This window comes from Romboutsia hominis (assembly GCF_900002575.1).
Classification (GTDB): domain Bacteria; phylum Bacillota; class Clostridia; order Peptostreptococcales; family Peptostreptococcaceae; genus Romboutsia_C; species Romboutsia_C hominis.
Genome location: NZ_LN650648.1, coordinates 1,731,515 through 1,754,933, shown reverse-complemented (window position 1 = coordinate 1,754,933; position 23,419 = coordinate 1,731,515). Strand labels below are relative to the sequence as shown.

Here is a 23,419-nt window from a genome sequence, read left to right as displayed (position 1 = left end):
GGGGGAAATATGAATAGACCAGATCCAGAAAGTTTATTATCAAAATTAAATAGTGAAGAAGAAAAGTCAAAAAGAGGTAAATTGAAAATATTCTTTGGGTATGCAGCAGGAGTAGGTAAAACCTACTCCATGCTTGAATCTGCACATACTCTAAAAGAAAATGGAGTAGATGTAGTAGTAGGATATGTAGAACAACATTCAAGAAAAGAAACTCTGGCTTTAATAGATGGACTAGAGGTTTTAGACATAAAAGAAGTAAAGTATAAAAATATAGTTTTAAAGGAATTTAATTTAGATTTAGCTCTTAAAAGAAACCCAGAAGTAATATTAGTAGATGAGTTGGCACATACAAACGCTAAAGGATGCAGACATGCTAAAAGATGGCAAGATATAGAGGAACTTCTAATGGCAGGAATTGATGTATATACTACAGTAAATGTACAGCATTTAGAAAGTTTAAATGATATAATTGAAATTGTTACCAATGTATGTGTAAAAGAAACTATCCCAGATAAAATAATAGATTTATCATCACAACTTGAGTTAATAGATGTAGAACCGGATGTGTTGTTAGAGAGATTTAATCAAGGTAAAATATACAAAAAAGAACAAGCAATAAGGGCACAAGAAAATTTTTTTACTAAAGATAATTTAATAGCACTAAGAGAATTGGCACTTAGAAAAACAGCACAAAAGGTAAATAAAGAGGTTGAAATAACTAGACTATCAAAAGGAAAAGAAATAGTAATCCCAACCTCAGAAACAATACTTGCATGTGTTTCACCATCGCCATCATCTCAAAAAATACTTAGAACTGCATCTAGAATATCACAAGCATCGTTATCAAAATTAATAGCTATACATATAAAAAATCCAAGCCAGAAAGAAATGTCAAAAGAAGCAAAAAAACAGTTAGAAAATAACCTAGAACTTGCAAAAAAACTAGGTGCTGAGATTGTGCTTTTACATGGCGATAATATGGTGGAAGATATTTTAAGATTTGCAAAAATGAGAAATGTAACCAAAATTATAATAGGTAGAAATCATAGAACTCATAGTATATTTTCTAAATTTGTTAAAAAAGATATAGTAGATAAATTAATAGATGAAGCTGACTACATAGATATACATGTAATACCTTATAAAGGAAGAAGCAGTAATAGATATATAACTAAAAATGAAAGTAGTTTAATATCAAAGATTAAAGTAAGTAGTCTTGATATAATAAAATTATTATGCATAACAATAGTAGTTACGGTAATATCTTCTGTATTAAAATATATGGGATTTATACAAGAAAATATATATTTAATTTATATACTAGGTGTTGCTTTAGTATCTGTTGTTACAAAAGGATATACAGCGGGAATAATAAGCTCAGTTATAAATGTAATCCTTTTAAATTACTTATTTACAGAACCTTTTTATACTTTAGATATTGATGATCCAAATCATATAATAACACTAGTTGTATTTTGTATAGTAGGTATAATAACATCAACACTTACATCAATAATACAACAGCAAGTTGAAATATATTCAAAAAGAGAACAAAATACTCATATGTTATATGAAATAAATAGAAGCTTCTTGAGATTATCGAATAAAGAAGAAATTATAAAAAAAGGATTAGAATTACTTTCGGTAGGTCTTGATAAAAATGTAGTATGTTATATAAAGGATAAGAAGCAAAAAGAATTAAAATTATATAAGAATATAAAAAATAAAGAAAATGAAGAGATTTTTATATCAGAGTCTGAAAAGGCAGTAGCTAAATGGGTATTTAACAATAGTACTATTGCCGGAAATGGTACAGCTACATTACCAGGATCTAGAGGTTTTTATATGCCTATAATTGGTATGAATGAGACTTTAGGTGTTATAGGTATTTCTTCTTTAGGTAAAAAGATAGATAATGAGGATATATGCCTAATAGAAGCGGTAATAGCACAAATGGCTATATCTATAGACAGAGAGATATTAGCAGAAGTGCAAAAAGAAGCTAGCCTTGAAATTGAAAGTGAAAGATTAAGAAGTAGCCTATTAAGAGCAATATCCCACGATTTAAGAACACCACTTGCAGGAATAAGTGGTGCAGTTAGTACTATCATAAAAAATAAAGATGCAATAAATGAAAGTATAATAGATGAGTTGTTACATGGAGTATTTGAAGATACTCAATGGTTAATAAGGTTAGTTGAAAACCTACTTAGTATGACAAGGATAGATGAAGGAAAGCTTGAAGTTAAGAAAAATCCAGAAATGATAGAAGAAGTTATATCAGAGGCTTTATCCCATATAAAAAAGAGGATACAATATATAAAACTTAAGATAGATATACCAAATGAAATACTGTTTGTTCCTATGGATGCTAAACTTATAGAACAAGTATTAATAAATTTAATAGATAATGCTATAAAATATTCTAAAGAGGAGTGTGAAATAAATATAAAGGTTTATGAGGAGGGAGAATATATTGCTTTTGAGGTAAAAGACAATGGACCGGGTGTTTGTGAAAATGTTATAGATAATATTTTTGATAGATTTTTTACTGGTGAAATAAAATACAGCGATTCTAGAAAAGGAGTTGGGCTAGGTCTTTCCATATGTAAGTCTATAATAAATGCCCATAAAGGTGATATAAGTGTAAAAAATAATAAAGACAAAGGAGCAACATTTAAATTCATACTTCCAAAAGAAGACTAGACAGAGGGGAAATAAAATGAGTAAATATCTTATATTAATTATAGAAGATGACAGTACAATAAGAAAATTTATAAATGCATCACTAACAACACAAGACTATATGGTTAAAGAAGCAACAACTGGTAAAGAAGGTATATCTCTTTGTATGTCTTACTCTCCAGATGTCATATTACTAGATTTAGGTCTTGAAGATATAGATGGTATAGAGGTCATAAAAAATATAAGAAATTTGAGTGATGTACCTATAATAGTAGTATCAGCAAGAGAACAAGATAGAGAAAAAGTAGAAGCTTTTGATATGGGAGCAGATGATTATATAACAAAGCCATTTTCTGTAGCTGAACTATTAGCTAGGGTTAGAGTAGCTATTAGACATTCGCAAAAAAATAAGCCTAAGGCTATAATTAAAAATAATTTTGATTATAAAGATTTATATATAGATTTTGACAAAAGGAAGGTAACAATTAAAAATGAAGAAATACATCTAACTCCTATTGAATATGATATATTATCTTTACTTGTAAGATATCATGGTAAAGTTCTTACACACAAGTTTATTGCAAAAGAAATATGGGGAAGTACGCTTGGAGGTGAAATAAAATCATTAAGAGTATTTATGGCAACGATAAGAAGAAAAATTGAAAAAGAACCAGCAAATCCAGAATATATAATAACTGAAATAGGTATAGGATATAAGTTAAATGATGAATTATAAAAAGAATAATAAAAAAGAGTACTTAGTCTAAATAGAATAGTACTCTTTTTTTATAGTAAAATTAAATGTATCTAATATAGATATTAAATTTATTCAATTTGATACATACTAATCATATGACATTAAAATATATAAAAAACAAGGAGGTATAATATTTGAATAAAGATTTTTTTAATAAAGATGGTATAGAAGTGGCTAAAGGTATATTAGGTAAATATTTAATAAGAAAATACAACAATGAAACCATAGTAACAAAAATCGTAGAAACTGAAAGCTACATGGGAAAAGATGATAAAGCATCACATGTATATAATGATAAAAAAAGCAATAGAACAGCACCTCTTTATTTAGAAGGCGGTCATATATATGTATACTTAATATATGGTATGTACAATTGTTTAAATATATCTGCAAACAAGGAAAATATACCAGAATGTGTACTTATAAGAGCAGTAGAACCTATTAAAGAAATAGATGAGATATCTTTTAATAGATATAAAAAACATTATAAAGACTTAAATTCATATCAGAAAAAAAATATAGCTAATGGACCAGGGAAGCTTTGTATGGCACTTAATATAGGTAGAGATTTAAATAGTAAAAGTATACTAGGTGAAGAACTTTTTATAAGTGATTTTTATTATGAAGGAAATAAGAAAATATATAGTAGTAATGATTTTGAAATAATAAATAGTAAAAGAGTTAATATAGATTACGCTAAAGAAGCTAAAGATTATTTATGGAGATTTTATATAAAAGACAATAAATTCGTCTCTGTTAAATAAATGTGAGTTTATGGTACAATTATATAAATAACAAATTAATAAAGGGGATATTATGAGGAAAAATACAAAAATATTAGTGGTTGAAGATGATATAAGCATAAATAAGCTCTTATGTGATATGCTAAGGCAAAATGGATATGATATAATATCTGCCTTTTCAGGTACAGAGGCTATTATAAATATAAAGTATGGAAATATATCTATGGTACTTTTAGATATAATGCTACCAGGAAAAAATGGAGAAGATGTACTTTCTTATATAAGAAAAGAAATGGATATACCTACAATAGTTATATCTGCTAGAGAGGAGATAGATTTAAAGGTAAAAATACTAAAAATGGGAGCGGATGATTATATAACAAAGCCTTTTGATATAGATGAGGTGCTAGCTAGAATAGAAACGAATTTAAGACGATATAAAATAGGTAAAAATACTATAAATGAAGATGTAATAAGCTTTAAAGATATAAAAATGAATAATATACAAAGAGAAGTAACCGTTAATGATAAATTAATAGAATTTACTAATATAGAATATAAAATTTTAAATATATTTATAAAAAATCCAAATAAGGTATTTACAAAAGCTAATTTATTTGAAAGTGTTTGGGAAGATGAATTTTTAGGAGATGACAATACTATAACAGTACATATTAGTAATATTAGAAATAAACTATCTAAATATGGAATACATAAAGAATACATACAAACTGTATGGGGAATAGGATATAAGCTAATAGATAAAAATTAATACTTTCTTAATAATTTCTTTATGCTTTATTAGAACTTAAATCTTAATATATAGGTATAAAGGAAGGAGAAGGGGCCATGAAAGAATATATACTAAAAACTTACAATATAAGTAAGAAATATAAGAAAAACTTAGTCGTAGATAATGTAAGTATATCTGTAAAAAGAGGGGATATATATGGATTTATCGGTCAAAATGGAGCTGGTAAAACTACTATAATGAAAATAATAACGGGATTAGTCAATCCTAGCGAAGGATATATAGAAATATTTAAAGAAGTAGAGAAAAATAAAATAAATAAAGAAAGAAAAAGATTAGGAGCACTTATAGAAACACCAGCTTTATATTTAGATATGAGTGCTAGTGAAAATTTAGAAGTATTAAGAATACAAAAAGGAATACCAGGAAGTAGTTGTGTAAATGAAAAGTTAAAGATGGTAGGATTAGAAAATACAGGCAAAAAGAAAGTTAAGCAGTTTTCATTAGGAATGAAACAAAGACTAGGAATAGCTATGGCATTACTATCTGATCCTGAAATTTTAATACTTGATGAACCTGTAAATGGACTAGATCCTAAGGGAATAGTTGAAATAAGAGATTTATTAAAAAAATTAAATAAAGAAAAGAATATGACAATAATTATATCGAGTCATTTATTAAGCGAGTTAAATCAAGTAGCAACTTGCTATGGGATAATAAATAATGGAAAATTAATAGAAGAAATAAGCCAAAAGGAGTTATATGATAAATGTAAAAAGGCTCTTAGAATAAAGGTAGATGATATAAACAAAGCTGTAGTTTGTTTAGAATCTGTATTAAAAACTACTAATTTTAAAGTATTAAAAAATAATACTATAAAATTATATGATTATATAGATAACCAAATAGAAGTATCTAAAGCTCTTATTAGTTCTAATGTAATAACTGAAGAAATTGTATCTATTGGAGATGATTTAGAAGATTACTTTATGAACTTAATAGGAGGTAGATTATAATGGAAAATTTAATTAAGTCAGAACTGTACAAGCTAAGAAAAAGTAAAGTTTTTATAAAAATGCTACTAATAACCCTAATTCCATTATTATTAGGATTAGGTCTTCACATATTTAAGCCTCAAGGAGATGAAATTCTTAGCTTAATAGTAACTTTTATAAATAACAGAAAATATGGATTTACTATGAATGATTTTAGCAATATAAAAAATTTAAGTGCTCAAGATTTTTTATTCTCAGCAATAGGATTTACAGCTGTTACGTATATGATTTTAGTATATTTTGTAGGAAATATAGTTGTAGATGAATACGTAGATAAAACTATAATGCATAAGATAAACTATGGATATAGCAGAACGAGTATATATATATCAAAGTTAATAGTTTCATTTATAGGGGTAAGTATTATAGCTTTATTTCCAATAATACTCAATACATTAATAGGCGGATTAATGTATGAATTTGGAAATTTTGATATTTTAAAAATATCAAAGTTTTTAACTGTATATATGCTACTATTATACTCATCTACAAGTTTTTATGTACTTTTAGCTAGTATAATGAAGATAAAATCAGAACTTATGGGATTTGGAGTATTAATCCTACTTTTACCAGCATTTTTGACAGAAAAAAATGTATTGTATCTAACTAAATATATTCCATATGGTGGATTACTTGATATTTGTGGAAAATATCCAAGTAATGAGGTTATGGTAAGTTTAGGATTAAATGCTATAATAGTTATAATAATAACATCTACACTTGGATGTATATTAATAAATAAACAAGATATTAAATAAATTTATGATAGAAAAGGAGAATGAGTAAATTATGATAGCAATATTCTTTGGAGTAATTATTATAATATTACTCATCTATTTATTTTCTATAAAAAAGGAAATAAGAAACATTACAAAACAGCTGAAATACTATAATGAAAATAAAACTAATAAAAAGATAGATATAAAGTTAATAGATAAAGATCTAGAAATGTTGGCTTATAATATCAATAATCAAATAGATATAATAGAAGCTACAAATATAAATAAAAAACTAAGAGAAGAAAATTTAAAGCAGTCAATAGCAAGTATATCTCATGATTTGAGAACACCTTTAACATCTATACTTGGGTATGTTCAAATGCTAAAGAGTGATAAAGTAAATGAGGAAAGTAAGAATGAATATATAAATACGATTCAAGAACGTTCAAAGCGACTTGAAATATTACTTGATGAGTTTTTTAAACTATCACTTATAGAACTGGATAGTTATAAATTGAATATAAAAAAGGATAATTTAAATAATATTATATATAATATAATAGCTAGTTTCTATGAAGATTTTACAAATAAAAATATAAAGCCAAATATATATGTAGAAGAAAAAGACATAATTGTAAGTATAGATAGTAATGCTTTTACTAGAGTTATAGAAAATGTAATATCTAATAGTCTTAAGTATTCTAAGTCAGATATAGATATAATAATAAAAAAAGAAAAAGAGTTTGCTATAGTTAAGTTTATAGAATATAATACTAATCTTAATAGTGAAGATATAGATAACATGTTTAATAGATTTTACAAAAAAGATAAAACAAGAAATAATGATAGCACAGGTCTAGGGCTTTATATAGCCAAAAGTTTAATGCAAAAAATGAATGGTGATATAAATGCTACTCTTAGAAATTATGATTTAGTAATAAGCTGTAAGTTAAATTTAAATACTAAAAAACATGATAAAGATTAAGCAAATATTAATTTAGAAGTATATCTTTAAAAATTTAAATATAACCTAACTTATTTAAAACAACGAAAAAGAGTACATTCATAGATTAAAATTAAAATCTATGAATGTACTCTTTTCATATAAAAACACATTAATTTAAGCAATTTTAAAATATTTTTTATTCATTAAATCTTCATATATGTGAAGGTCTTTTTTATTTATTCTAAGAGTCTTAGATATACTACCATAGTATAGTGTAAGATCTACATATTTAGAACCAGCCACTAAATAACCAAACTTATAACCAGTAAGTTCATCCCAAGAATGTAAAACTCCATCATTAAATATTATGCCTTCATCAAATACTTTATTTTTAGTATTATTATGTTCAAGTATAGACACAAATAAAAGTAGTAAAGATATTAATATAAAAGTTAACAAACTTAAAAATATAAATTGTTGCTTAAAAGAAACATTAAAAAAGTTATATAATGTACTAAATCTAAAATCATTTAATGCAGGTAGTATATAAAATATAAGTAAAAGTGCTAAAAAAGAATAATCTGTAATTTCTTTACAGTCAACATTTATTATATGAGTAACTTGTTTTTTAGAATGATTTCTATTAATAGGCACTTTTATAGAATAATATATAGCAAATAGATTAACACAAATTATTGGAATTATAAAAATAGTTATATTCTGTATCATTATAGATGATATGAAAAATATGAATAAGAATATAAATAATCGTCTAAATATTTTAGTCAAAATAGACACCTCCACAAAATTATCATAAGCATATTATACCACTAAAAATTATAAAAACATAATTTGAAAACTAATAAATAGGGATGTATAAAATTTTTAAAATAAATATAAGAAATTTTTTTGACTTTATTGTAAAGTAGGAGTATTATGTATAAGGATGAAATTTATTGGAGGGAAAAACAGAATATGTCGCCAAAGTTATTTACAATGTTTAAGCAAAATGAATTAAGTGGTGAGCAAGTGAGAAAAGATATAGTAGCAGGATTTATAGTAGCAATTATAGCATTACCATTATCAATAGCTCTTGCTATATCTTCAGGTGTATCACCAGAAAAAGGTCTTATTACTGCAATATTTGCAGGATTTATCATATCTTTCCTTGGAGGAAGTAAAGTTCAAATTGGAGGGCCAACAGGAGCCTTTGTTGTAATAGTCTATGGTATTGTGAAAATGTACGGTATGGATGGTCTTATAACAGCAACTATTATGGCAGGTATACTTCTTGTAATAATGGGTCTTTTAAAATTTGGAAATCTTATAGAATATGTTCCTCATACTGTTACAGTAGGATTTACTAGTGGTATAGCAGTAACTTTACTTATAACTCAAATCAAAGATTTACTAGGTCTTAAAATAAATGATGTTCCAGCAGAAGCTATAGGAAAAATAGAAAGCTACATACATAATATAAATACATTTGATATGATGACTTTCATAGTGGGTATAGCATGTATATTAATTATGATATACTGGCCAAAAATAAATAAAACTGTACCAGCATCTATAATAGCATTAATACTTTCAACAGTAGTTGTAAATGTTTTTAGCTTAAATGTAGACACTATAGGAAGTGTATATACTAACATATCAGCAAGCATACCAATGCCAAGTGTGCCAAGTTTTAGTATAGATAAAATAGTATCCTTAATACAACCAGCTATAACTATAGCAGTATTAGCTGGGATAGAATCACTTCTTTCTTGTGTAGTATCAGATAATATGATAAATGACAAACATGATTCTAATATGGAACTTGTAGCACAAGGACTTGGAAACATAGCATCAGCACTATTTGGTGGGATACCAGCAACTGGAGCAATAGCAAGAACAGCAGCGAATGTAAAAAATGGTGGGAAAAGTCCTATATCAGGTATGGTACATGCAATAACTCTTCTTTTAATAATGGTAGTTTTAATGCCACTTGCAAAAATGATACCTATGACAGTTTTATCTGCGATATTAATAATAGTATCTTATAATATGGGTGAGTGGAAAGAAATGAAAGAAATGATGAGCTTACCTAAAAAAGATGTAGTAGTTCTTTTAGCTACATTTATATTAACTATAGTATTTGACTTAGTTATCGCTATAGCAGTTGGAATGACTATACATATAGTAGCTAACATAGTACTTAAGAATAAAGTTGATAGTGAGATAGAAGATGTAGCATAAATTATAAAAAATACTACCTAATTAGGTAGTATTTTTGTTTACTAAGAGATTAAATATTTTTAAAATCGTGAGTTTAACTTAGTTTGTTAGATAGATATACCTATGTTATAATTAGATGTAAAACGTATTCAGGGAGGTAGAATATGAATGTTATAGAAATAAAAGACCTAAGGATGAATTACGGTCAAAAAGAAGTTTTAAAGGGGATCAATCTAAATATAGATAGGGGAAATATTATAGGGTATATAGGATCAAATGGAGCAGGTAAAAGTACTACTATAAAAATACTACTGGGATTAGTTAAGGGATATAGCGGTAGCGTATATATATTTGGGAATGATATAGAAGATATTAATAATAAATATAAAAATAAAATAGGTTATGTTCCTGAAGTAGCCAAAGTCTATGAAAGTTTAACAGCTAGAGAATACTTAACTTTTATTGGCCAAGTGTATGGGCTAAGTTATGAAAAGAGTGATAAAAAAGCTAGAAGGCTTATGGAAATACTTAAAATAGAACATGCTTATGAGTCTAGACTATCATCATTTTCAAAAGGAATGAAGCAAAAGGTAGTTATAATAAGTTCAATGCTTCACAATCCAGACATATTATTTTTAGATGAACCATTAAGTGGACTTGATGCTAATAGTGTACTTTTAATAAAAGAAATACTACACAAATTAAAGCAAGAAGGAAAGACTATATTTTACTCATCTCACATAATGGAAGTTGTTGAAAAAATAAGCGATAGAATAATACTTCTAGATAAAGGAAATATTGTAGCAGATGGTAACTTCGAACAAATAAAAAATACTAATTTTGAAGGTTCTTTAGAAGAGATATTTAACCAGCTAACAGGATTTGAAGAACATTCAAATCTGTCTGATGAATTTATAAAAGTATTAAAAGAGGTGTAGCATGAAAGACTCTTTTATTTTAAAAATACTAGATATATTTAAATATTTATATACTAAAGCTGGTGTAAATTATAGTTTAATGCGACTTATAGTTAAGCATAAACTTATAATGGATGGTAGACGTGGGCAGCGCAATATAAGTAGCAATGAAGAAGGTAAAGATAAAAATAATTTTTATATAAGCTTAATAATATATGCAATTGTTGGGTTAGCATCAGCACCTATTATAACACTAGATATTAACCCTATTGTAAAAATGAGTTTATATTTTAGTTTTTTTATGGTTATGATCTTAAGTGTATTTGTATCAGATTTTTCAAGTGTAATACTTGATATAAATGATAAAGATATATTAGAAACTAAAGGCGTAGATGTAAAAACTCTAAATGCAGCTAAATTTACACATATATTTATATATATGACATTACTTAGCTTATCAATAAGTATAGCAGCTATACTTTGTAGTATTAGATATGGTATTAAGTTTATATTATTATTTATACTAAATATATTTTTAATAAATGTATTTATGATTATAGTTACTGCCATAATGTATTTTGTCATATTAAAGTTATTTAGTGGAGAAAGGCTAAAGGATGTCTTAAATGCTTTTCAAGCTTTATTTATATTGGTATTTATACTAGGATATCAAGTTGTAGCAAGAGCATTTACCTTTGTAGATTTACAATTTGTATATGAACCAAAGTTTTGGAATCTACTACTTCCTCCTATGTGGTTTGGTTCAAGCTTTAATCTTTTATATAATATAGATGTAAATAATTTAATTATAATCATGAGTGGATTAGCTATTGTAGTTCCTATAGTATCTATATTCGTATATGTAAAGCTAATACCAAGATTTGAATATAACCTTCAAAAATTAAATGATAATACTTATGTCAATAAAAAATTTAAAGAAAAATTAAGTATAAAAGTTAGTAAACTAATATGTAAAGATAAAGAAGAAAGAGCATTCTTTAACTTTGTATATGATATTCTTAAAAAAGATAGAGAGTTTAAAACAAAAGTATATCCATCATTAGTTATGGGGGCATTTATGCCATTTTTAATGATGATTAGTAGCTCTAGGAGTGATAATAATTTCTTAACAGAACTAAGATCTGAGCCAGTATATCTATTAATGTACTTTTTTGTGCTTATGAGCCAAAGTATATTAACAACTCTGAAATTTTCTAAAGAATATGAAGCTAGTTGGGTATATGATATACTTCCGATAAATAATAAGAAAAATATATATACAGCAGCTTTTAAAGCTAGTATATATCTTTTAATACTTCCTTTATTTATATTAATGAGTATAGGATTTATAATAATATTATCACCAAAAGTTATAGTAGATTTAGCAATAGTATTTGTAGCTACTGTATTATCATCAATGATTACTTTTAAATTAAATGAAAAGCATATGCCATTTACTTGTGAATATCAAAACACTAATACAGCATCAAACATAGGAACTATGATAAAATCCATGGTGTTTGTTGGTGTAATAGCATTAGGCCATTTCTTACTTAGTAGTAGCATATTTTTAAAAATAACTTATTTAATAGGCTTAGTAATTTTAGTTAGGTTAATATGGAATAAAGTATTTGAAGTATAAATAATTATATAAAAAGAGTAATCTTAATAAATTAAGATTACTCTTTTTATTTTTAGGCTTTTTTATATTCATTAAAGTAGTTATCTAGTACTTTTTTAAGAGAGTGACCTATTTCAGAATAGGCATCATCAAATAGATTAGCAAGTGATATTCTTATAGACCACTTAGGTCCAGCAAATCCACCTCCACCTAGTAAAACTATTGATGATTCCTCTGCTAAATCAAATAATATATCCACAGGATTGTAATTAATCTCTAAGTAATAAGAAAAATCTTCTCCATAGTAGTCTTTAGCTAAATCTAATACATCAAATTGAGTATAGTATGATGCATCATTTTTATCAAATTCTAAATCCATACCAAGACTATCAAATAATAACTTTTTACGAGTTCTACATATGTCTATTGTAAGGTTTTTGTATGAATCGTCATTATCCATAAGAGATACTAATGATAAAAATGCCATTTGAACTTGTTGCGGAGTAGAAAGACCAGCAGTATGGTTTAGTGCAACTTGTCTACTATCTGCGACTAATCTATCTATAAATGGCACTTTTTCTGGATTAGTATTCATATCAGCATATCTTTTATTAGTTCTTTTTCTTATAGAGTATGGAAGTTCATTTATAAGTTTATCAAATACATTGTTGTGATGCAGTGCTAAAGTACCTAATCTCCAACCTGTTACACCAAAATATTTAGAATATGAATAAGCACCTATTGTATTGTATGGTAATTCCGACATTAAAGACTTAAATCCATGGACAAAAGTTCCATAAACATCATCAGATATAATCATTAAATCAGGATTATAATTTTTAACTATATTTACTATTTTACTAGTACTTTCAGGAGATATAGCCATTGATGGTGGATTACTAGGATTTACAACAAATAGAGCTTTTATATCTTTATCACAAAGCTTTTCAAGTTCTTTATCAGTGCATTGCCATGTATGTTTTCCATCAGGCGTTTTCTCATCTGCATTTATATATACAACATCAAATTCATATCTTGGTAGATGAGGTATTTCTAAATATGGAGTAAATACTGGTGTCATTATAGCTATTTTATCTCCTTTTAAAAGTAGATTATTAGCTATTAATGAGTCAAATACATAACACATTGCAGCAGTAGCACCCTCAACAGCAAAAATGTCAAAATCTCCACCTTTTAAAGTATCGTATTTAAGCTCTTTAGTTAAATAAGCCTTAACTATTTTTTCTATATGAATAAGCATTCTATCTGGAAATGGGTAGTTATCCCCAATTATTGCATCAGTTATTTCATGTAAAAAATCATCAGAATTAAATCCTAATTCGTATAAGCAAAACTCAACCATTTTACGTAGAAAATCTACTTCTGGAAGATCAGGGTTATTATCTAAATATGTAAAAAATCTTTTAGATATATCTTTTTTTCTTGGCATACCAGATAAAGGTCCATTATTCCAAGTTTGTTTACTTTCTTCAATAGCAAAATGCCCAAAAGTGAAAAATGCGTTACGAGGAGCATGTGCTATCCAGTTAGGATTACCTCTTCCCGCGTCAAGTAATGTACGTGTACTTTTCTTAGAAGGATTAGTTGCTAATTCTAAAAGTTTGTTTTTAAATTCAAATGGACTGATTTTTCCATAGATGTTTTCTAGTTCTTGTCTCTTAATATTAATCGGTTCCATGATAGTATCTCCTTAATTTAATTATATGACATTTATCTATTTTTCATAGCACATTAGAAATTATAATCATTTTAAAGCTTAGATTAGATAAAATCTTTCTACATGCACTTTTAGAAAGTTTTCATTTATAAAATATAAAATTTTAAAAAAGGCTTTCTTATTTAAGATAATTATAATAAAATTGCTTTAAAAAGACAATATAATACATATAAACTGCTTAAAATATAAATAAAAAGTATGTATATACTAAAAATATTAAAGTTTATAAATGGTTTTATTAATATAATATCTTATTTAATTAATTAATATACTAAATAAATGAAATGTGAAAAATCTGAAAAATCATAAAATTGTCTAAATTATTGACTAAGTTAAATAAATAATGATAATAAGAAGTTAAGTGTTATAGAAGCTATAAGTTTAGCAAATATTATAAACACTATTATAACTAGTATTATATCTAGAAAAAGAGAAATAGATATACTTTAAGCTATAGGCATGAGTGATAAACAATTACTTAAAATGCTAAAGTTAGAAGGGTCATTTTACACATTTATTACTCTAATTTTATCGTTTAGTGTAGGGATTGTTATTGGATATATAGTATATAAAGTTATGAAAAATAGTGGGGTGTACTATGTAGTTTATAAATTCCTGTAATAGCAATGTTTTAGTTCATTTATAGGAAAATTTATAAATAAGTTATTTAACAAAGAGTCATTAATAGATAGAGTAAGATATAGTGAATAGAAGAATAAATTATAATACAAAAAAGGTATCAGATTCTAATCTGATACCTTTTAATTTATAGACATTTTTTAATTAATTTTACTGTGCAGGGGGTATCTCTGCGTTTGAACTATCATTTTGGTTTGTATTTTGTGATGGCATTTCAGTAGAGTTATTCTCACTATTTGTAGTATCTTGTGAATTATTATTTTCTTCATTTGATACTGGTATATCTTTACCTTCATTAGTAGTATTTTCTACATTTGAACTGCCATCAGTTGTAGTTGTTGTATTATTTGGCGTTGATTCTTTAGTTGGAGCTTTTTCATCAGATGTAAATAATCCTGTAAGCCAGTTCCATACTTTAGCAAAGAATCCTTCAACTTCTTCACTAGATGGTAAATTAACAGCTTTATCATCTGTAGCATTTATAGTAGCATTTTCACCTAACATTTGGTCATTAGTATTTTCAAGTATACCTAGATCTTTATTTTGATCTTTACTGAATAAATTACCAAACCAATCTCCAATACCTTCAAACCATCCTTTTATAGTATCAAGTATTCCAGAGTTTTGTATACTTTCACCAAGATCTTTTAAGTTATTTTCAACAACATTAGATACATTTTCTAAAGTATCTTTCATGTCATTGTAATTGTAGTCTTGGCTAGCTATCTTTGACATTAAAGATTCTATTTGTTTAAATTGCTCATCAGATAGATTAACATTATAGTTATTAGTTATATTGTTTATAGTATCAGCAATTTGAACTGTATCCTTAGTGTTATTTTTTATGATTTCTGTTTTTATATCATTTATAACACCAGTAGCTTTATCCTGACCTATTGAATCACCTAAATCACCAGTTGTAACTAACTCTTCTGTAGCTAATTCCTTTTTCTCTTCTGAAAGTGACTTACCTGTAGCATCCTCAAATGCCTTCATAACACCTGTTAATGCACCAGTACCAGATACAGGGAATGGAGCTGCTGCTATTACGTTAGCATTTTCTATTCCTGCAGTAGATAAAGTAGTGGCTATCATTGCACTAGTTACCCAAGTTAAGTTTGCAGTTTTAACATTTATTCCATTTCCTTTTTTAGTTGGCTCAACATAAGAACAAGACATAGTAACTTTACCTAATTGTTCTTCAGTTGCAACTCCTTGTAAGTATTCTCTTTCTTCCTTGTTGTTAACTTCTATTATAACTGCCTGATTTTCATTAACACCAAAGTATTTTAACATTTGTTCTCTTTGAGAAGGGTTTAAGTTAGCACCTAGTGTAACAACACGTGAACCATCAGCAAATGCTACTCCTAAGTTTGCTATTGTTAAGCAAAGTGCAAGAGACAAACCTATAGCCTTTTTCTTAAAATTCTTAAATCCTTTATTCATAAATTTCATTCCTTTCAACTTTTAAAGTTAACCATAATACATTTCCAATATAGTATACTATAAACTATTTTTAGTATAAAGTGGATTACAAGATTGTAATAAAATCTTAATAAATAGTATGATTTCTGTTTGATAAAAATTTAGTATATAAATTAAGCAAAATAAAAAGGTAGTCATTTTTTATGACTACCTTTTTATTTGATTTATTATTTTCCGATAAACATTTGTGTCCAGTAAAGTTGTCCATTACTAGCTTTGGCAATACCAACACCTATATGAGTAAAGTTAGGACTTAATATATTTTTTCTGTGGCCATCTGAGTTCATCCATGAATTCATAACATCTTGTGGATCTTTTTGTCCCATAGCGATGTTTTCTCCAGCAGCTTTGTAGCTTATACCAAATTGCTTCATCATATCAAATGGAGAACCGTAAGTTGGTGAATTATGATCAAAATATCCTCTATTTATCATATCTTGTGATTTTTTAGTAGCAACATTTGATAATGAGCTATCAAGTGTAAGTGGAGCTAAACCTCTTTTACTTCTTTCAGCATTTACTATATTTACAATTTCTCTTTGATAAGATGAGAAATTACCACTTTGAGCAGTTGAGTTGTCAGGAGTAGAAGGTTTATTATCTACATTAGTGTTATTGCTAGGAGTAGAAGGTTTATTATCTACATTAGTGTTATTGCTAGGAGTAGAAGGTTTATTATCTACATTAGTGTTATTGTTAGGAGTAGAAGGTTTACTATCTACATTAGTATTATTATTAGGAGTAGAAGGTTTATTATCTACATTAGTACTATTGTTAGGAGTAGAAGGTTTATTATCTACATTAGTATTATTGTTAGAAGTAGAAGGTTTTTTACATGCTTCAGAATTTTTATCAGGATTTAAAGTTGTTACAGAGTTATTTTTTAAATCAAATGAAAATTTAGGTACATTTGCTTTTATAGGACATAGTACGTCTAATGGAAGTTTAAAGTCAACTCCATTTATACATACATATATAGATTTTTTCTCACAATTAGATTTAATAGTATCTTTAGATAAAGCATTAACTGGGATTATTGAAGATGCAGTTGTAACACTTATTACACCTAAAGCTAATAAAGTTTTTATCTTTTTATTTAATTTCATAAAATAATACACCTCTTTGATTGAATATTTTTAAAATGTTACTGATTTGTAACCTTTAGATTAGGGGGGATCCCCTCGTGAATAATAATAACATACAAAATAACAAAAAATATACTGTAAAGATATGTAAATGATTATCTAAAGATGTTGAAATATAGATAAAATCTTGAAGGAAAGACATTATAAATTTATAATGTAAGTGAAATTTTAGCTATTAAAGATTGAAAAATAAACAAATGTGGTATACTATAAAAAGGTAAAGTTTTACTATAAAAGCTTTAATAAGAAAGGAGATATTAACATGTCAAAACAATTAGTAAAAGAAAGAGTTATAAAATATTTAATGGAAGATTTATTAGTTCCACATGATATGATAGATACAGATGTACCTTTAGCTGAATTTGAAGAAGGAGCAGAAGGAACATTAGATATAGTAGTTAACGTTAAAGATGAAGAAGATTACTATGCACCAGTTATGATAGTAACTTGTATGGATGAAGATATAGAACTAGAAGGTGAAGTAGTTCAAAAGCAAATAGATTTCTTAGAAGATGTTGACAATATGACTATGGCAGGAAGATTAGTATTAACTAATGGAGATTCTATGATGTATGCTGATTGGACTGGAGAAGAGTATGACACAGAAGCTTCACTTCCAACATATGAACAAATGGTTAAAGAATTCTTTGAAATGGAAGAAATAGCTAAAAAACATGAAGAGGCTCATAATCACGAAGGATGCGGTTGTTCTCATGAAGAAGGTCATGAATGTGGCTGTGGAGATGATTGTGGTTGTAAACACTAATAAACATACATATATAAGTACAAAAAATCCTCTTACTTAAGAGGATTTTTTATTACAAATATATTAAGCTAATAAAACTAAAAACTTATTAAATAAAACTCTTTAAGTAAGTAGAATGTATATTTGCTTGACTAGATTTTTTAATGATGGTATTATTAAATAGTTAAAAAATAACTATAAAACCGCAAGTGTTGGGGCAAACGCTAAGGATTTATTAATAGGGGACTTATTAAAGTCGTTCGGGAAAAAAAGATTGCTATAAAGCAGTCTTTTTTTTCTTTTTGAAATAAATTTTTATAATAATTATTTAACTTTACTTTGAATAAGAACTAAAGCTTTACTTAATTTAAAATCATATATAAATTTTAGATAGCTTAGTAATTTATTTGATATATTCAAAAAAATTAAAAAAAAATAAAAAAAAGAAGGAAATTTGGTAAGTAAGAGAGAATAGTAGAATAATAAATCTATTGACTAAAAGATATAAGCATGTCTTTTATCAAATATAATTAAAGGAGGAATCTTTTAAAGTACATGGATAAAATTATATATTAAATTATTTAAAGAATTATAATTTTTTATGTGCTATAAAAGTATCTTAAAAGGAATTTTTTAATATTAGTAATCATATTATAAAATTAGGTAAAGGTAATTTAATATATTAATTACTGAACTATATGCAAAAGGGGTTAGATTATGGGGGCTAAAACTGAAAACACTTACGAAAATTATATTTATTCAGACTCATCAGGTGGATCAAATGCAATGAAAATGTACTTAAAGGAAATAGAGGAGTACAAAATGCTATCTGCAGGTGAAGAAGTAGAACTTGCTAAGGAAATAACTAACTCTTCATTAGAAGCTAAGGAAAAATTTATTAATGCAAATTACAGATTAGTTGTTAGTATAGCAAAAAAATATAGAAAAGAAAATGTAGATATGCTAGACCTAATTCAAGCTGGAAATATTGGTTTAATTAAAGCTGTTGAAAAATATGACTATACAAAGGGATATAAATTTAGTACTTATGCTACTTGGTGGATCAAGCAAAGTATAACAAGGTACATAGATGACTGTGAAAATACTATTAGAATACCGGTACATCTTCATCAAAGAATAAATTTTGTAAAAAGAAAAAAGCAAGAACTTGCAAACATATTACAAAGAGATCCAAAAATTGAAGAATTGGCAGAAATATGTGAGTTAGAAGTTGAAAAAGTGATAGATATACTAAAAAGGGATAAAAATGTAGTATCACTAGATACACCTATAAAAGAAGATGAAGATAGTAGTTTAGTTGAATTTATACCATCGGATGCTAATTTTGGCGATGTAGTTATGCATGAGGTTGAAAAAAATAACCTAAGAGAAAAGATAGAAGAACTATTAACAGGTCTTACTGAACAAGAACAAAGAGTACTTAGAATGAGATTTGGTCTTGATGATGACATACCAAAAACTTTAGAAGAAATAGGTAAAGTTTTTGGTGTAACTAGAGAAAGAATTAGACAAATCGAAGCTAAGGCCATAAGAAAGTTAAGACACCCAAGTAGAATTAAACAACTGAAATATTTTTATTAGTATAAGTAGGAGATACCTCCTACTTATTTTTTTAGATAATATATAACTTAAATAAATAACAAAGGTCTATATTTTCTTTTATAATCAAAGTTAGTTTATTTACTTAAATCATAGCACAAAATAATCAATAAAACATCTAAATATTGATAATATTTAGGAAAAAATGCAGATATAAATTAGTGATTTAAAGTATTGCCACTATTTATTGCATTTCTTTCATTAATTAAATTGTTTATTAAAGTATTTAATGACCAGGAAATATTGTCCTCTGTAACTACAGCCATTAAAGGTCTATTTATTTTAAATTTTCTTAAGTTATCAGAAAATCCACTTATCTTAGTATGTGCTATATTATTAAATATAACAGCCCTTTGATTTATACCTTGGACACAAGTGTCATCTATATTACCTTTTATTATGTCCTCTATTTTAGAGTTTGCATTATCTTTATTTAAAGTGCAAACATCTTTTATTCCTAATAATTTTAATATGTTTTTAATCATTAAAGTATCTTTTGCATTAAAGTTATAAACTATAACAAAACTTCTCTCATTATTTGTAATGCATAAGCTGTTTATTCTTTTAAAACTCATAACATCCTCCTATATTTTAATTATAGTAATTATTATTACCCATTGTCATTAACATTTAAATATATTTTAAAAATAATTATCAAATAATAAAATTAACTTGCTATTTAGTATAAAATGTATTATCATTTTTAAAAAATAGGTTAGTTACTATATTAACTAACCATTTAGGTAAGGAGGTTGCATGAAGCTTACACTAAATGAAGAAGAACCAATATTTATTCAAATAGCAAAAGCTATAGAAGATGAAATACTAATAGATGAAATAAAAGAACATGAACAAATACCATCAACTACTGAAATATCAAAGCTTTATAAAATCAACCCAGCAACAGTATTAAAGGGGATAAATACGTTGGTAGATAAAGATGTAGTTTATAAAAAACGAGGAATTGGTATGTTTGTAAATGAGGGTGCTAAAGAAATTATAAGAAATTTTAGAAAAGAAAACTTTAAGAATATCTTTATAAGGGAATTATTGATAGAAGCTAAAAAACTTCAAATAGAAAAACAAGAATTAATAGATATGATTAAATGTTACAAAGAGGTGGAGTAAATGAATATAGGGGTTAAAGTAGAGAATTTAAGTTATAGTTTCAAAAATCAAAAAATATTAGACGATATAAATATAGATTTTCATGAAAATAAAATATATGGTCTTTTAGGTAAAAATGGGGCAGGGAAAACTACACTTTTAAATATAATAACTAATCAACTATTATCAAAAGAGGGTAAAATATATATAAAGGGGGTAGAGGCAAGAAAAAATCCAAGTATATTAGAAAATATATGTATAGTTAGAGAAAAAGAATATTTAAATGAAGATGCCAAGATAAAAGACATATTTGATATATATTTATATTTTTACAAAAACTACGATAAAAAACTTCAACATAAGCTTTGTAAAAAATTTAATATAGATACAAAAAAGAGGTACAAAAATCTGTCAAGAGGATTAAAAACATTAGTATTTAATATAATCGGAATATGTTCTAATGCCGATATAGTAATATTTGATGAACCAACTATAGGCCTTGATGCATTAAATAGAGTAGAGTTTTATGATTTATTACTAGATAATTATATAAATTACCCTAAAACTATAATAATAGCAACACATTTAATAGATGAAGTTGAAAATCTATTGGAAGAGGTAGTAATAATAAATAATAAAAAAGTAGTTTTTTATGATAGTATAGAAAATTTAAAGGAGAACTCAGTATATATTAGTGGAAACAAAGAAGATCTAAATAAGTTAGACATAGTTAAAAATAAAAAGCCTATTAAAACCTTTAGAAATAATGAAACTTATGCATATTATGAAAAGTTAAGTAAAGAGGAATTAAACAAAATTAAAGAGTTAAGTTTAGATATAGAGGCAATGAGCCTTCAGGATATGTTTATAAGTATTTCTAAAGAGGAGATAAAATAATGAAAGAATTAAAACCATACTTAAAGATGTTAAATAAAAATACATATATATACATGTTTATTCTTTTACTATTAATTATTGGAATAGATGGAATGAATTTAATAGGTGCTATATACACTAAAAATTATACAATAGAAGATAATTTTTTAATATTTAGAAGTGAAACCTACTATATATTAGGACTTGTGATGTTTATATGTTCAATTTGTATTTTACAAAAGGACTTTAGTATTGCTATAAGCATAAAAGGTGATAGAAAAAGTTATTTAAAAAGTATGATTTTATATATCCTTTGCTTGTGCTTTGTATCTACTGTAATTGGTGTTGGTGTAGAGTTTTTAGAAAGCACAATACTAAATGGATTTACTGGATATGATGCAGCAATAATTAGTAGATCTATATTTTGGGAAATAAGTGAGGTATTAAATAAAATTCAAGAAGAAATAACAGGAGGTAGTTGGGCTACATCATTAATATATACAACTAGGGATGATACATTATTATCTATACTAGATATGATTATAAATACATTTATAAACAATTTTATATTTAGTGCTCTAGGTCTTTTTATAGGAGCATTAGTTTATAGGCTTAAAAAAGTAACTATTCTATTATTATTTGCAGGAATGCCAGTTTTATCTACAATTTATCTATTAATAGAATTTTATAAAGATAAGTATGGTTTTGTAGAAAAGTATATATGGACTTATTGGTCAAATTTAGGTCATATAATAACTACTTGTCAAAATATATTAGTAAAAGTATTAATAGCTATGATATTTATAATTGGTGCTATATTATTACTAATAAAAGCACCGATAAAAGAATATGCTCATGATTTAATATAGAATTTTAACACCAATTTAAATTAAATTAATATTATACAAATACATAAAGTCATATATATAAGTATATAGATGTTAATTTAAAGAGGTGATTAAATGGAAAATTGCTTGTATATATCTAAAATTAATATAAGTAGGGATAGTGAATTTTTTATATATGATATAAATTATCCTATTATAAAACTTAAAGAAGAATGTATTTGTCAAGAAAAATTTGACTTATATATAATAAACGAAATAAACAATAAGATATATAAAGATGTATTAGATTTTAAAAATAATACAAAACTAGAGGCAAAAGAGTATAAGAAACTGTATGATACTAAGATAAGTAAAGAATGTAAGGAATGTGTAAAGTATAAATATGAAGTATATATTAATTACGAAGCAACTTATGATAGAAATAGAATAATAAGTATACCTATGACTAAATATAAATTTAGTGGTGGAGCACATGGAATGACTTACTTAGAAAGCTACAATTATAATTTATTAACAGGTAAAATTTTAAAGCTTAAAGATTTATTTGGAGAAGGTATAGATTATAAAAAGCTTATAAATGATTTTATAAGAGAAGAAATTATGAAAGAACCTGAAAAATATTTTAAAGATGATTATGGATTTAAAGGTATAAGTGAAGATCAAAGTTTTTATACAGATGAAGATGGAATAGTTATATATTTCCCACTTTATGAAATATCACCATATTATGTAGGTATACCAAAGTTTAAATTGAAATTTAAAGATTATAAAAAATACTTAATATACAAATAAAAAATCTAGC

General features: G+C 25.9%; 21 protein-coding genes. 16 read left to right on the top strand and 5 right to left on the bottom strand.

What is annotated here, in order from left to right; all coding sequences use genetic code 11:
* Positions 1-9: 9 nt before the first annotated feature.
* The 7 genes from FRIFI_RS08465 to FRIFI_RS08435 all read left to right on the top strand — a co-directional run bounded on the left by FRIFI_RS08465 (position 10) and on the right by FRIFI_RS08435 (position 7,695).
* The gene (locus tag FRIFI_RS08465; RefSeq protein WP_166505607.1) at positions 10-2,706 is read left to right on the top strand and encodes a sensor histidine kinase; all 2,697 of its coding nucleotides are present in this window, start codon (positions 10-12) and stop codon (positions 2,704-2,706) included.
* 16 nt (positions 2,707-2,722) lie between these two features.
* On the top strand, positions 2,723-3,421 hold the full coding sequence (locus FRIFI_RS08460; protein ID WP_092925280.1) for a response regulator: 699 nt from the start codon (positions 2,723-2,725) through the stop codon (positions 3,419-3,421).
* A 155-nt stretch (positions 3,422-3,576) separates the two neighbouring features.
* Positions 3,577-4,206 carry a DNA-3-methyladenine glycosylase gene (locus FRIFI_RS08455; RefSeq protein ID WP_166505606.1) on the top strand — a complete coding sequence of 210 codons (630 nt, stop codon included), beginning with the start codon at positions 3,577-3,579 and terminating at the stop codon, positions 4,204-4,206.
* A gap of 52 nt (positions 4,207-4,258) precedes the next feature.
* A complete protein-coding gene (locus FRIFI_RS08450) occupies positions 4,259-4,957 on the top strand; it encodes a response regulator transcription factor (RefSeq protein ID WP_166505605.1) in 699 nt (232 codons plus the stop codon).
* Positions 4,958-5,034: 77 nt separating this feature from the next.
* Positions 5,035-5,952: an ATP-binding cassette domain-containing protein gene (locus FRIFI_RS08445; protein ID WP_166505604.1), complete on the top strand. Its 918-nt coding sequence runs from the start codon at positions 5,035-5,037 to the stop codon at positions 5,950-5,952.
* Entirely contained in the window at positions 5,952-6,749 is a 798-nt protein-coding gene (locus tag FRIFI_RS08440) for an ABC transporter permease (RefSeq protein ID WP_166505603.1), read from the top strand. Before FRIFI_RS08445 ends, FRIFI_RS08440 begins: the two co-directional genes overlap by 1 nt.
* Positions 6,750-6,780: 31 nt before the next feature.
* Positions 6,781-7,695 carry a sensor histidine kinase gene (locus tag FRIFI_RS08435; RefSeq protein ID WP_092925290.1) on the top strand — a complete coding sequence of 305 codons (915 nt, stop codon included), beginning with the start codon at positions 6,781-6,783 and terminating at the stop codon, positions 7,693-7,695.
* Between the two features lie 135 nt (positions 7,696-7,830).
* On the opposite strand, the gene FRIFI_RS08430 is transcribed toward FRIFI_RS08435, so the two are convergent.
* A complete protein-coding gene (locus tag FRIFI_RS08430) occupies positions 7,831-8,445 on the bottom strand; it encodes a hypothetical protein (RefSeq protein WP_092925292.1) in 615 nt (204 codons plus the stop codon).
* 186 nt (positions 8,446-8,631) lie between these two features.
* On the opposite strand from FRIFI_RS08430, the gene FRIFI_RS08425 reads away from it, so the two are divergent.
* The 3 genes from FRIFI_RS08425 (at position 8,632) to FRIFI_RS08415 (ending at position 12,435) form a co-directional block, all read left to right on the top strand.
* Positions 8,632-9,897 (top strand): SulP family inorganic anion transporter, encoded by a 1,266-nt coding sequence (locus FRIFI_RS08425; protein WP_330383727.1) that lies wholly within the window; start codon positions 8,632-8,634, stop codon positions 9,895-9,897.
* A gap of 143 nt (positions 9,898-10,040) precedes the next feature.
* Positions 10,041-10,814 carry an ABC transporter ATP-binding protein gene (locus FRIFI_RS08420; protein WP_092925294.1) on the top strand — a complete coding sequence of 258 codons (774 nt, stop codon included), beginning with the start codon at positions 10,041-10,043 and terminating at the stop codon, positions 10,812-10,814.
* A 1-nt stretch (position 10,815) separates the two neighbouring features.
* Positions 10,816-12,435 (top strand): hypothetical protein, encoded by a 1,620-nt coding sequence (locus FRIFI_RS08415; protein WP_166505602.1) that lies wholly within the window; start codon positions 10,816-10,818, stop codon positions 12,433-12,435.
* A gap of 52 nt (positions 12,436-12,487) precedes the next feature.
* Here FRIFI_RS08415 and aspD read toward each other — a convergent pair whose 3' ends face one another.
* From aspD to FRIFI_RS08395, 3 genes are all read right to left on the bottom strand, one after another.
* Entirely contained in the window at positions 12,488-14,113 is a 1,626-nt protein-coding gene (aspD, locus tag FRIFI_RS08410; RefSeq protein WP_166505601.1) for an aspartate 4-decarboxylase, read from the bottom strand.
* An 828-nt stretch (positions 14,114-14,941) separates the two neighbouring features.
* Positions 14,942-16,237 (bottom strand): DUF1002 domain-containing protein, encoded by a 1,296-nt coding sequence (locus tag FRIFI_RS08400; protein WP_092925300.1) that lies wholly within the window; start codon positions 16,235-16,237, stop codon positions 14,942-14,944.
* Between the two features lie 206 nt (positions 16,238-16,443).
* Positions 16,444-17,382, bottom strand: a complete 939-nt coding sequence (locus tag FRIFI_RS08395) for a CAP domain-containing protein (RefSeq protein ID WP_166505600.1) — start codon at positions 17,380-17,382, stop codon at positions 16,444-16,446.
* Between the two features lie 301 nt (positions 17,383-17,683).
* Between FRIFI_RS08395 and FRIFI_RS08390 the strand changes: the two genes are divergently transcribed.
* Positions 17,684-18,187, top strand: coding sequence for a type I restriction enzyme HsdR N-terminal domain-containing protein (locus FRIFI_RS08390; protein ID WP_092925304.1), 504 nt, complete (start codon positions 17,684-17,686; stop codon positions 18,185-18,187).
* Between the two features lie 696 nt (positions 18,188-18,883).
* Positions 18,884-19,768 carry a sigma-70 family RNA polymerase sigma factor gene (locus tag FRIFI_RS08385; protein WP_092925306.1) on the top strand — a complete coding sequence of 295 codons (885 nt, stop codon included), beginning with the start codon at positions 18,884-18,886 and terminating at the stop codon, positions 19,766-19,768.
* Between the two features lie 176 nt (positions 19,769-19,944).
* On the opposite strand, the gene FRIFI_RS08380 is transcribed toward FRIFI_RS08385, so the two are convergent.
* Complete coding sequence (locus tag FRIFI_RS08380) at positions 19,945-20,361, bottom strand: DUF3783 domain-containing protein (protein ID WP_166505599.1); 417 nt, start codon at positions 20,359-20,361, stop codon at positions 19,945-19,947.
* 181 nt (positions 20,362-20,542) lie between these two features.
* Here FRIFI_RS08380 and FRIFI_RS08375 point away from each other — a divergent pair, with 181 nt between their 5' ends.
* From FRIFI_RS08375 to FRIFI_RS08360, 4 genes are all read left to right on the top strand, one after another.
* Positions 20,543-20,914 carry a GntR family transcriptional regulator gene (locus FRIFI_RS08375; protein WP_092925310.1) on the top strand — a complete coding sequence of 124 codons (372 nt, stop codon included), beginning with the start codon at positions 20,543-20,545 and terminating at the stop codon, positions 20,912-20,914.
* On the top strand, positions 20,915-21,790 hold the full coding sequence (locus tag FRIFI_RS08370) for an ATP-binding cassette domain-containing protein (protein WP_166505598.1): 876 nt from the start codon (positions 20,915-20,917) through the stop codon (positions 21,788-21,790). It abuts the gene before it with no gap.
* Positions 21,790-22,638 carry a hypothetical protein gene (locus FRIFI_RS08365; protein WP_166505597.1) on the top strand — a complete coding sequence of 283 codons (849 nt, stop codon included), beginning with the start codon at positions 21,790-21,792 and terminating at the stop codon, positions 22,636-22,638. Before FRIFI_RS08370 ends, FRIFI_RS08365 begins: the two co-directional genes overlap by 1 nt.
* A gap of 93 nt (positions 22,639-22,731) precedes the next feature.
* On the top strand, positions 22,732-23,409 hold the full coding sequence (locus FRIFI_RS08360; protein ID WP_166505596.1) for a DUF3298 and DUF4163 domain-containing protein: 678 nt from the start codon (positions 22,732-22,734) through the stop codon (positions 23,407-23,409).
* The last annotated feature ends 10 nt before the right edge of the window (positions 23,410-23,419 follow it).

Coding starts and splice junctions, on each gene's coding strand:
- aspD (WP_166505601.1), bottom strand. CDS start 14,113: ATGGAACCGATTAATATTAAGAGACAAGAACTAGAAAACATCTATGGA.
- FRIFI_RS08360 (WP_166505596.1), top strand. CDS start 22,732: ATGGAAAATTGCTTGTATATATCTAAAATTAATATAAGTAGGGATAGT.
- FRIFI_RS08365 (WP_166505597.1), top strand. CDS start 21,790: ATGAAAGAATTAAAACCATACTTAAAGATGTTAAATAAAAATACATAT.
- FRIFI_RS08445 (WP_166505604.1), top strand. CDS start 5,035: ATGAAAGAATATATACTAAAAACTTACAATATAAGTAAGAAATATAAG.
- FRIFI_RS08435 (WP_092925290.1), top strand. CDS start 6,781: ATGATAGCAATATTCTTTGGAGTAATTATTATAATATTACTCATCTAT.
- FRIFI_RS08450 (WP_166505605.1), top strand. CDS start 4,259: ATGAGGAAAAATACAAAAATATTAGTGGTTGAAGATGATATAAGCATA.
- FRIFI_RS08465 (WP_166505607.1), top strand. CDS start 10: ATGAATAGACCAGATCCAGAAAGTTTATTATCAAAATTAAATAGTGAA.
- FRIFI_RS08420 (WP_092925294.1), top strand. CDS start 10,041: ATGAATGTTATAGAAATAAAAGACCTAAGGATGAATTACGGTCAAAAA.
- FRIFI_RS08370 (WP_166505598.1), top strand. CDS start 20,915: ATGAATATAGGGGTTAAAGTAGAGAATTTAAGTTATAGTTTCAAAAAT.
- FRIFI_RS08440 (WP_166505603.1), top strand. CDS start 5,952: ATGGAAAATTTAATTAAGTCAGAACTGTACAAGCTAAGAAAAAGTAAA.
- FRIFI_RS08375 (WP_092925310.1), top strand. CDS start 20,543: ATGAAGCTTACACTAAATGAAGAAGAACCAATATTTATTCAAATAGCA.
- FRIFI_RS08415 (WP_166505602.1), top strand. CDS start 10,816: ATGAAAGACTCTTTTATTTTAAAAATACTAGATATATTTAAATATTTA.
- FRIFI_RS08425 (WP_330383727.1), top strand. CDS start 8,632: ATGTCGCCAAAGTTATTTACAATGTTTAAGCAAAATGAATTAAGTGGT.
- FRIFI_RS08390 (WP_092925304.1), top strand. CDS start 17,684: ATGTCAAAACAATTAGTAAAAGAAAGAGTTATAAAATATTTAATGGAA.
- FRIFI_RS08460 (WP_092925280.1), top strand. CDS start 2,723: ATGAGTAAATATCTTATATTAATTATAGAAGATGACAGTACAATAAGA.
- FRIFI_RS08380 (WP_166505599.1), bottom strand. CDS start 20,361: ATGAGTTTTAAAAGAATAAACAGCTTATGCATTACAAATAATGAGAGA.
- FRIFI_RS08385 (WP_092925306.1), top strand. CDS start 18,884: ATGGGGGCTAAAACTGAAAACACTTACGAAAATTATATTTATTCAGAC.
- FRIFI_RS08395 (WP_166505600.1), bottom strand. CDS start 17,382: ATGAAATTAAATAAAAAGATAAAAACTTTATTAGCTTTAGGTGTAATA.
- FRIFI_RS08400 (WP_092925300.1), bottom strand. CDS start 16,237: ATGAATAAAGGATTTAAGAATTTTAAGAAAAAGGCTATAGGTTTGTCT.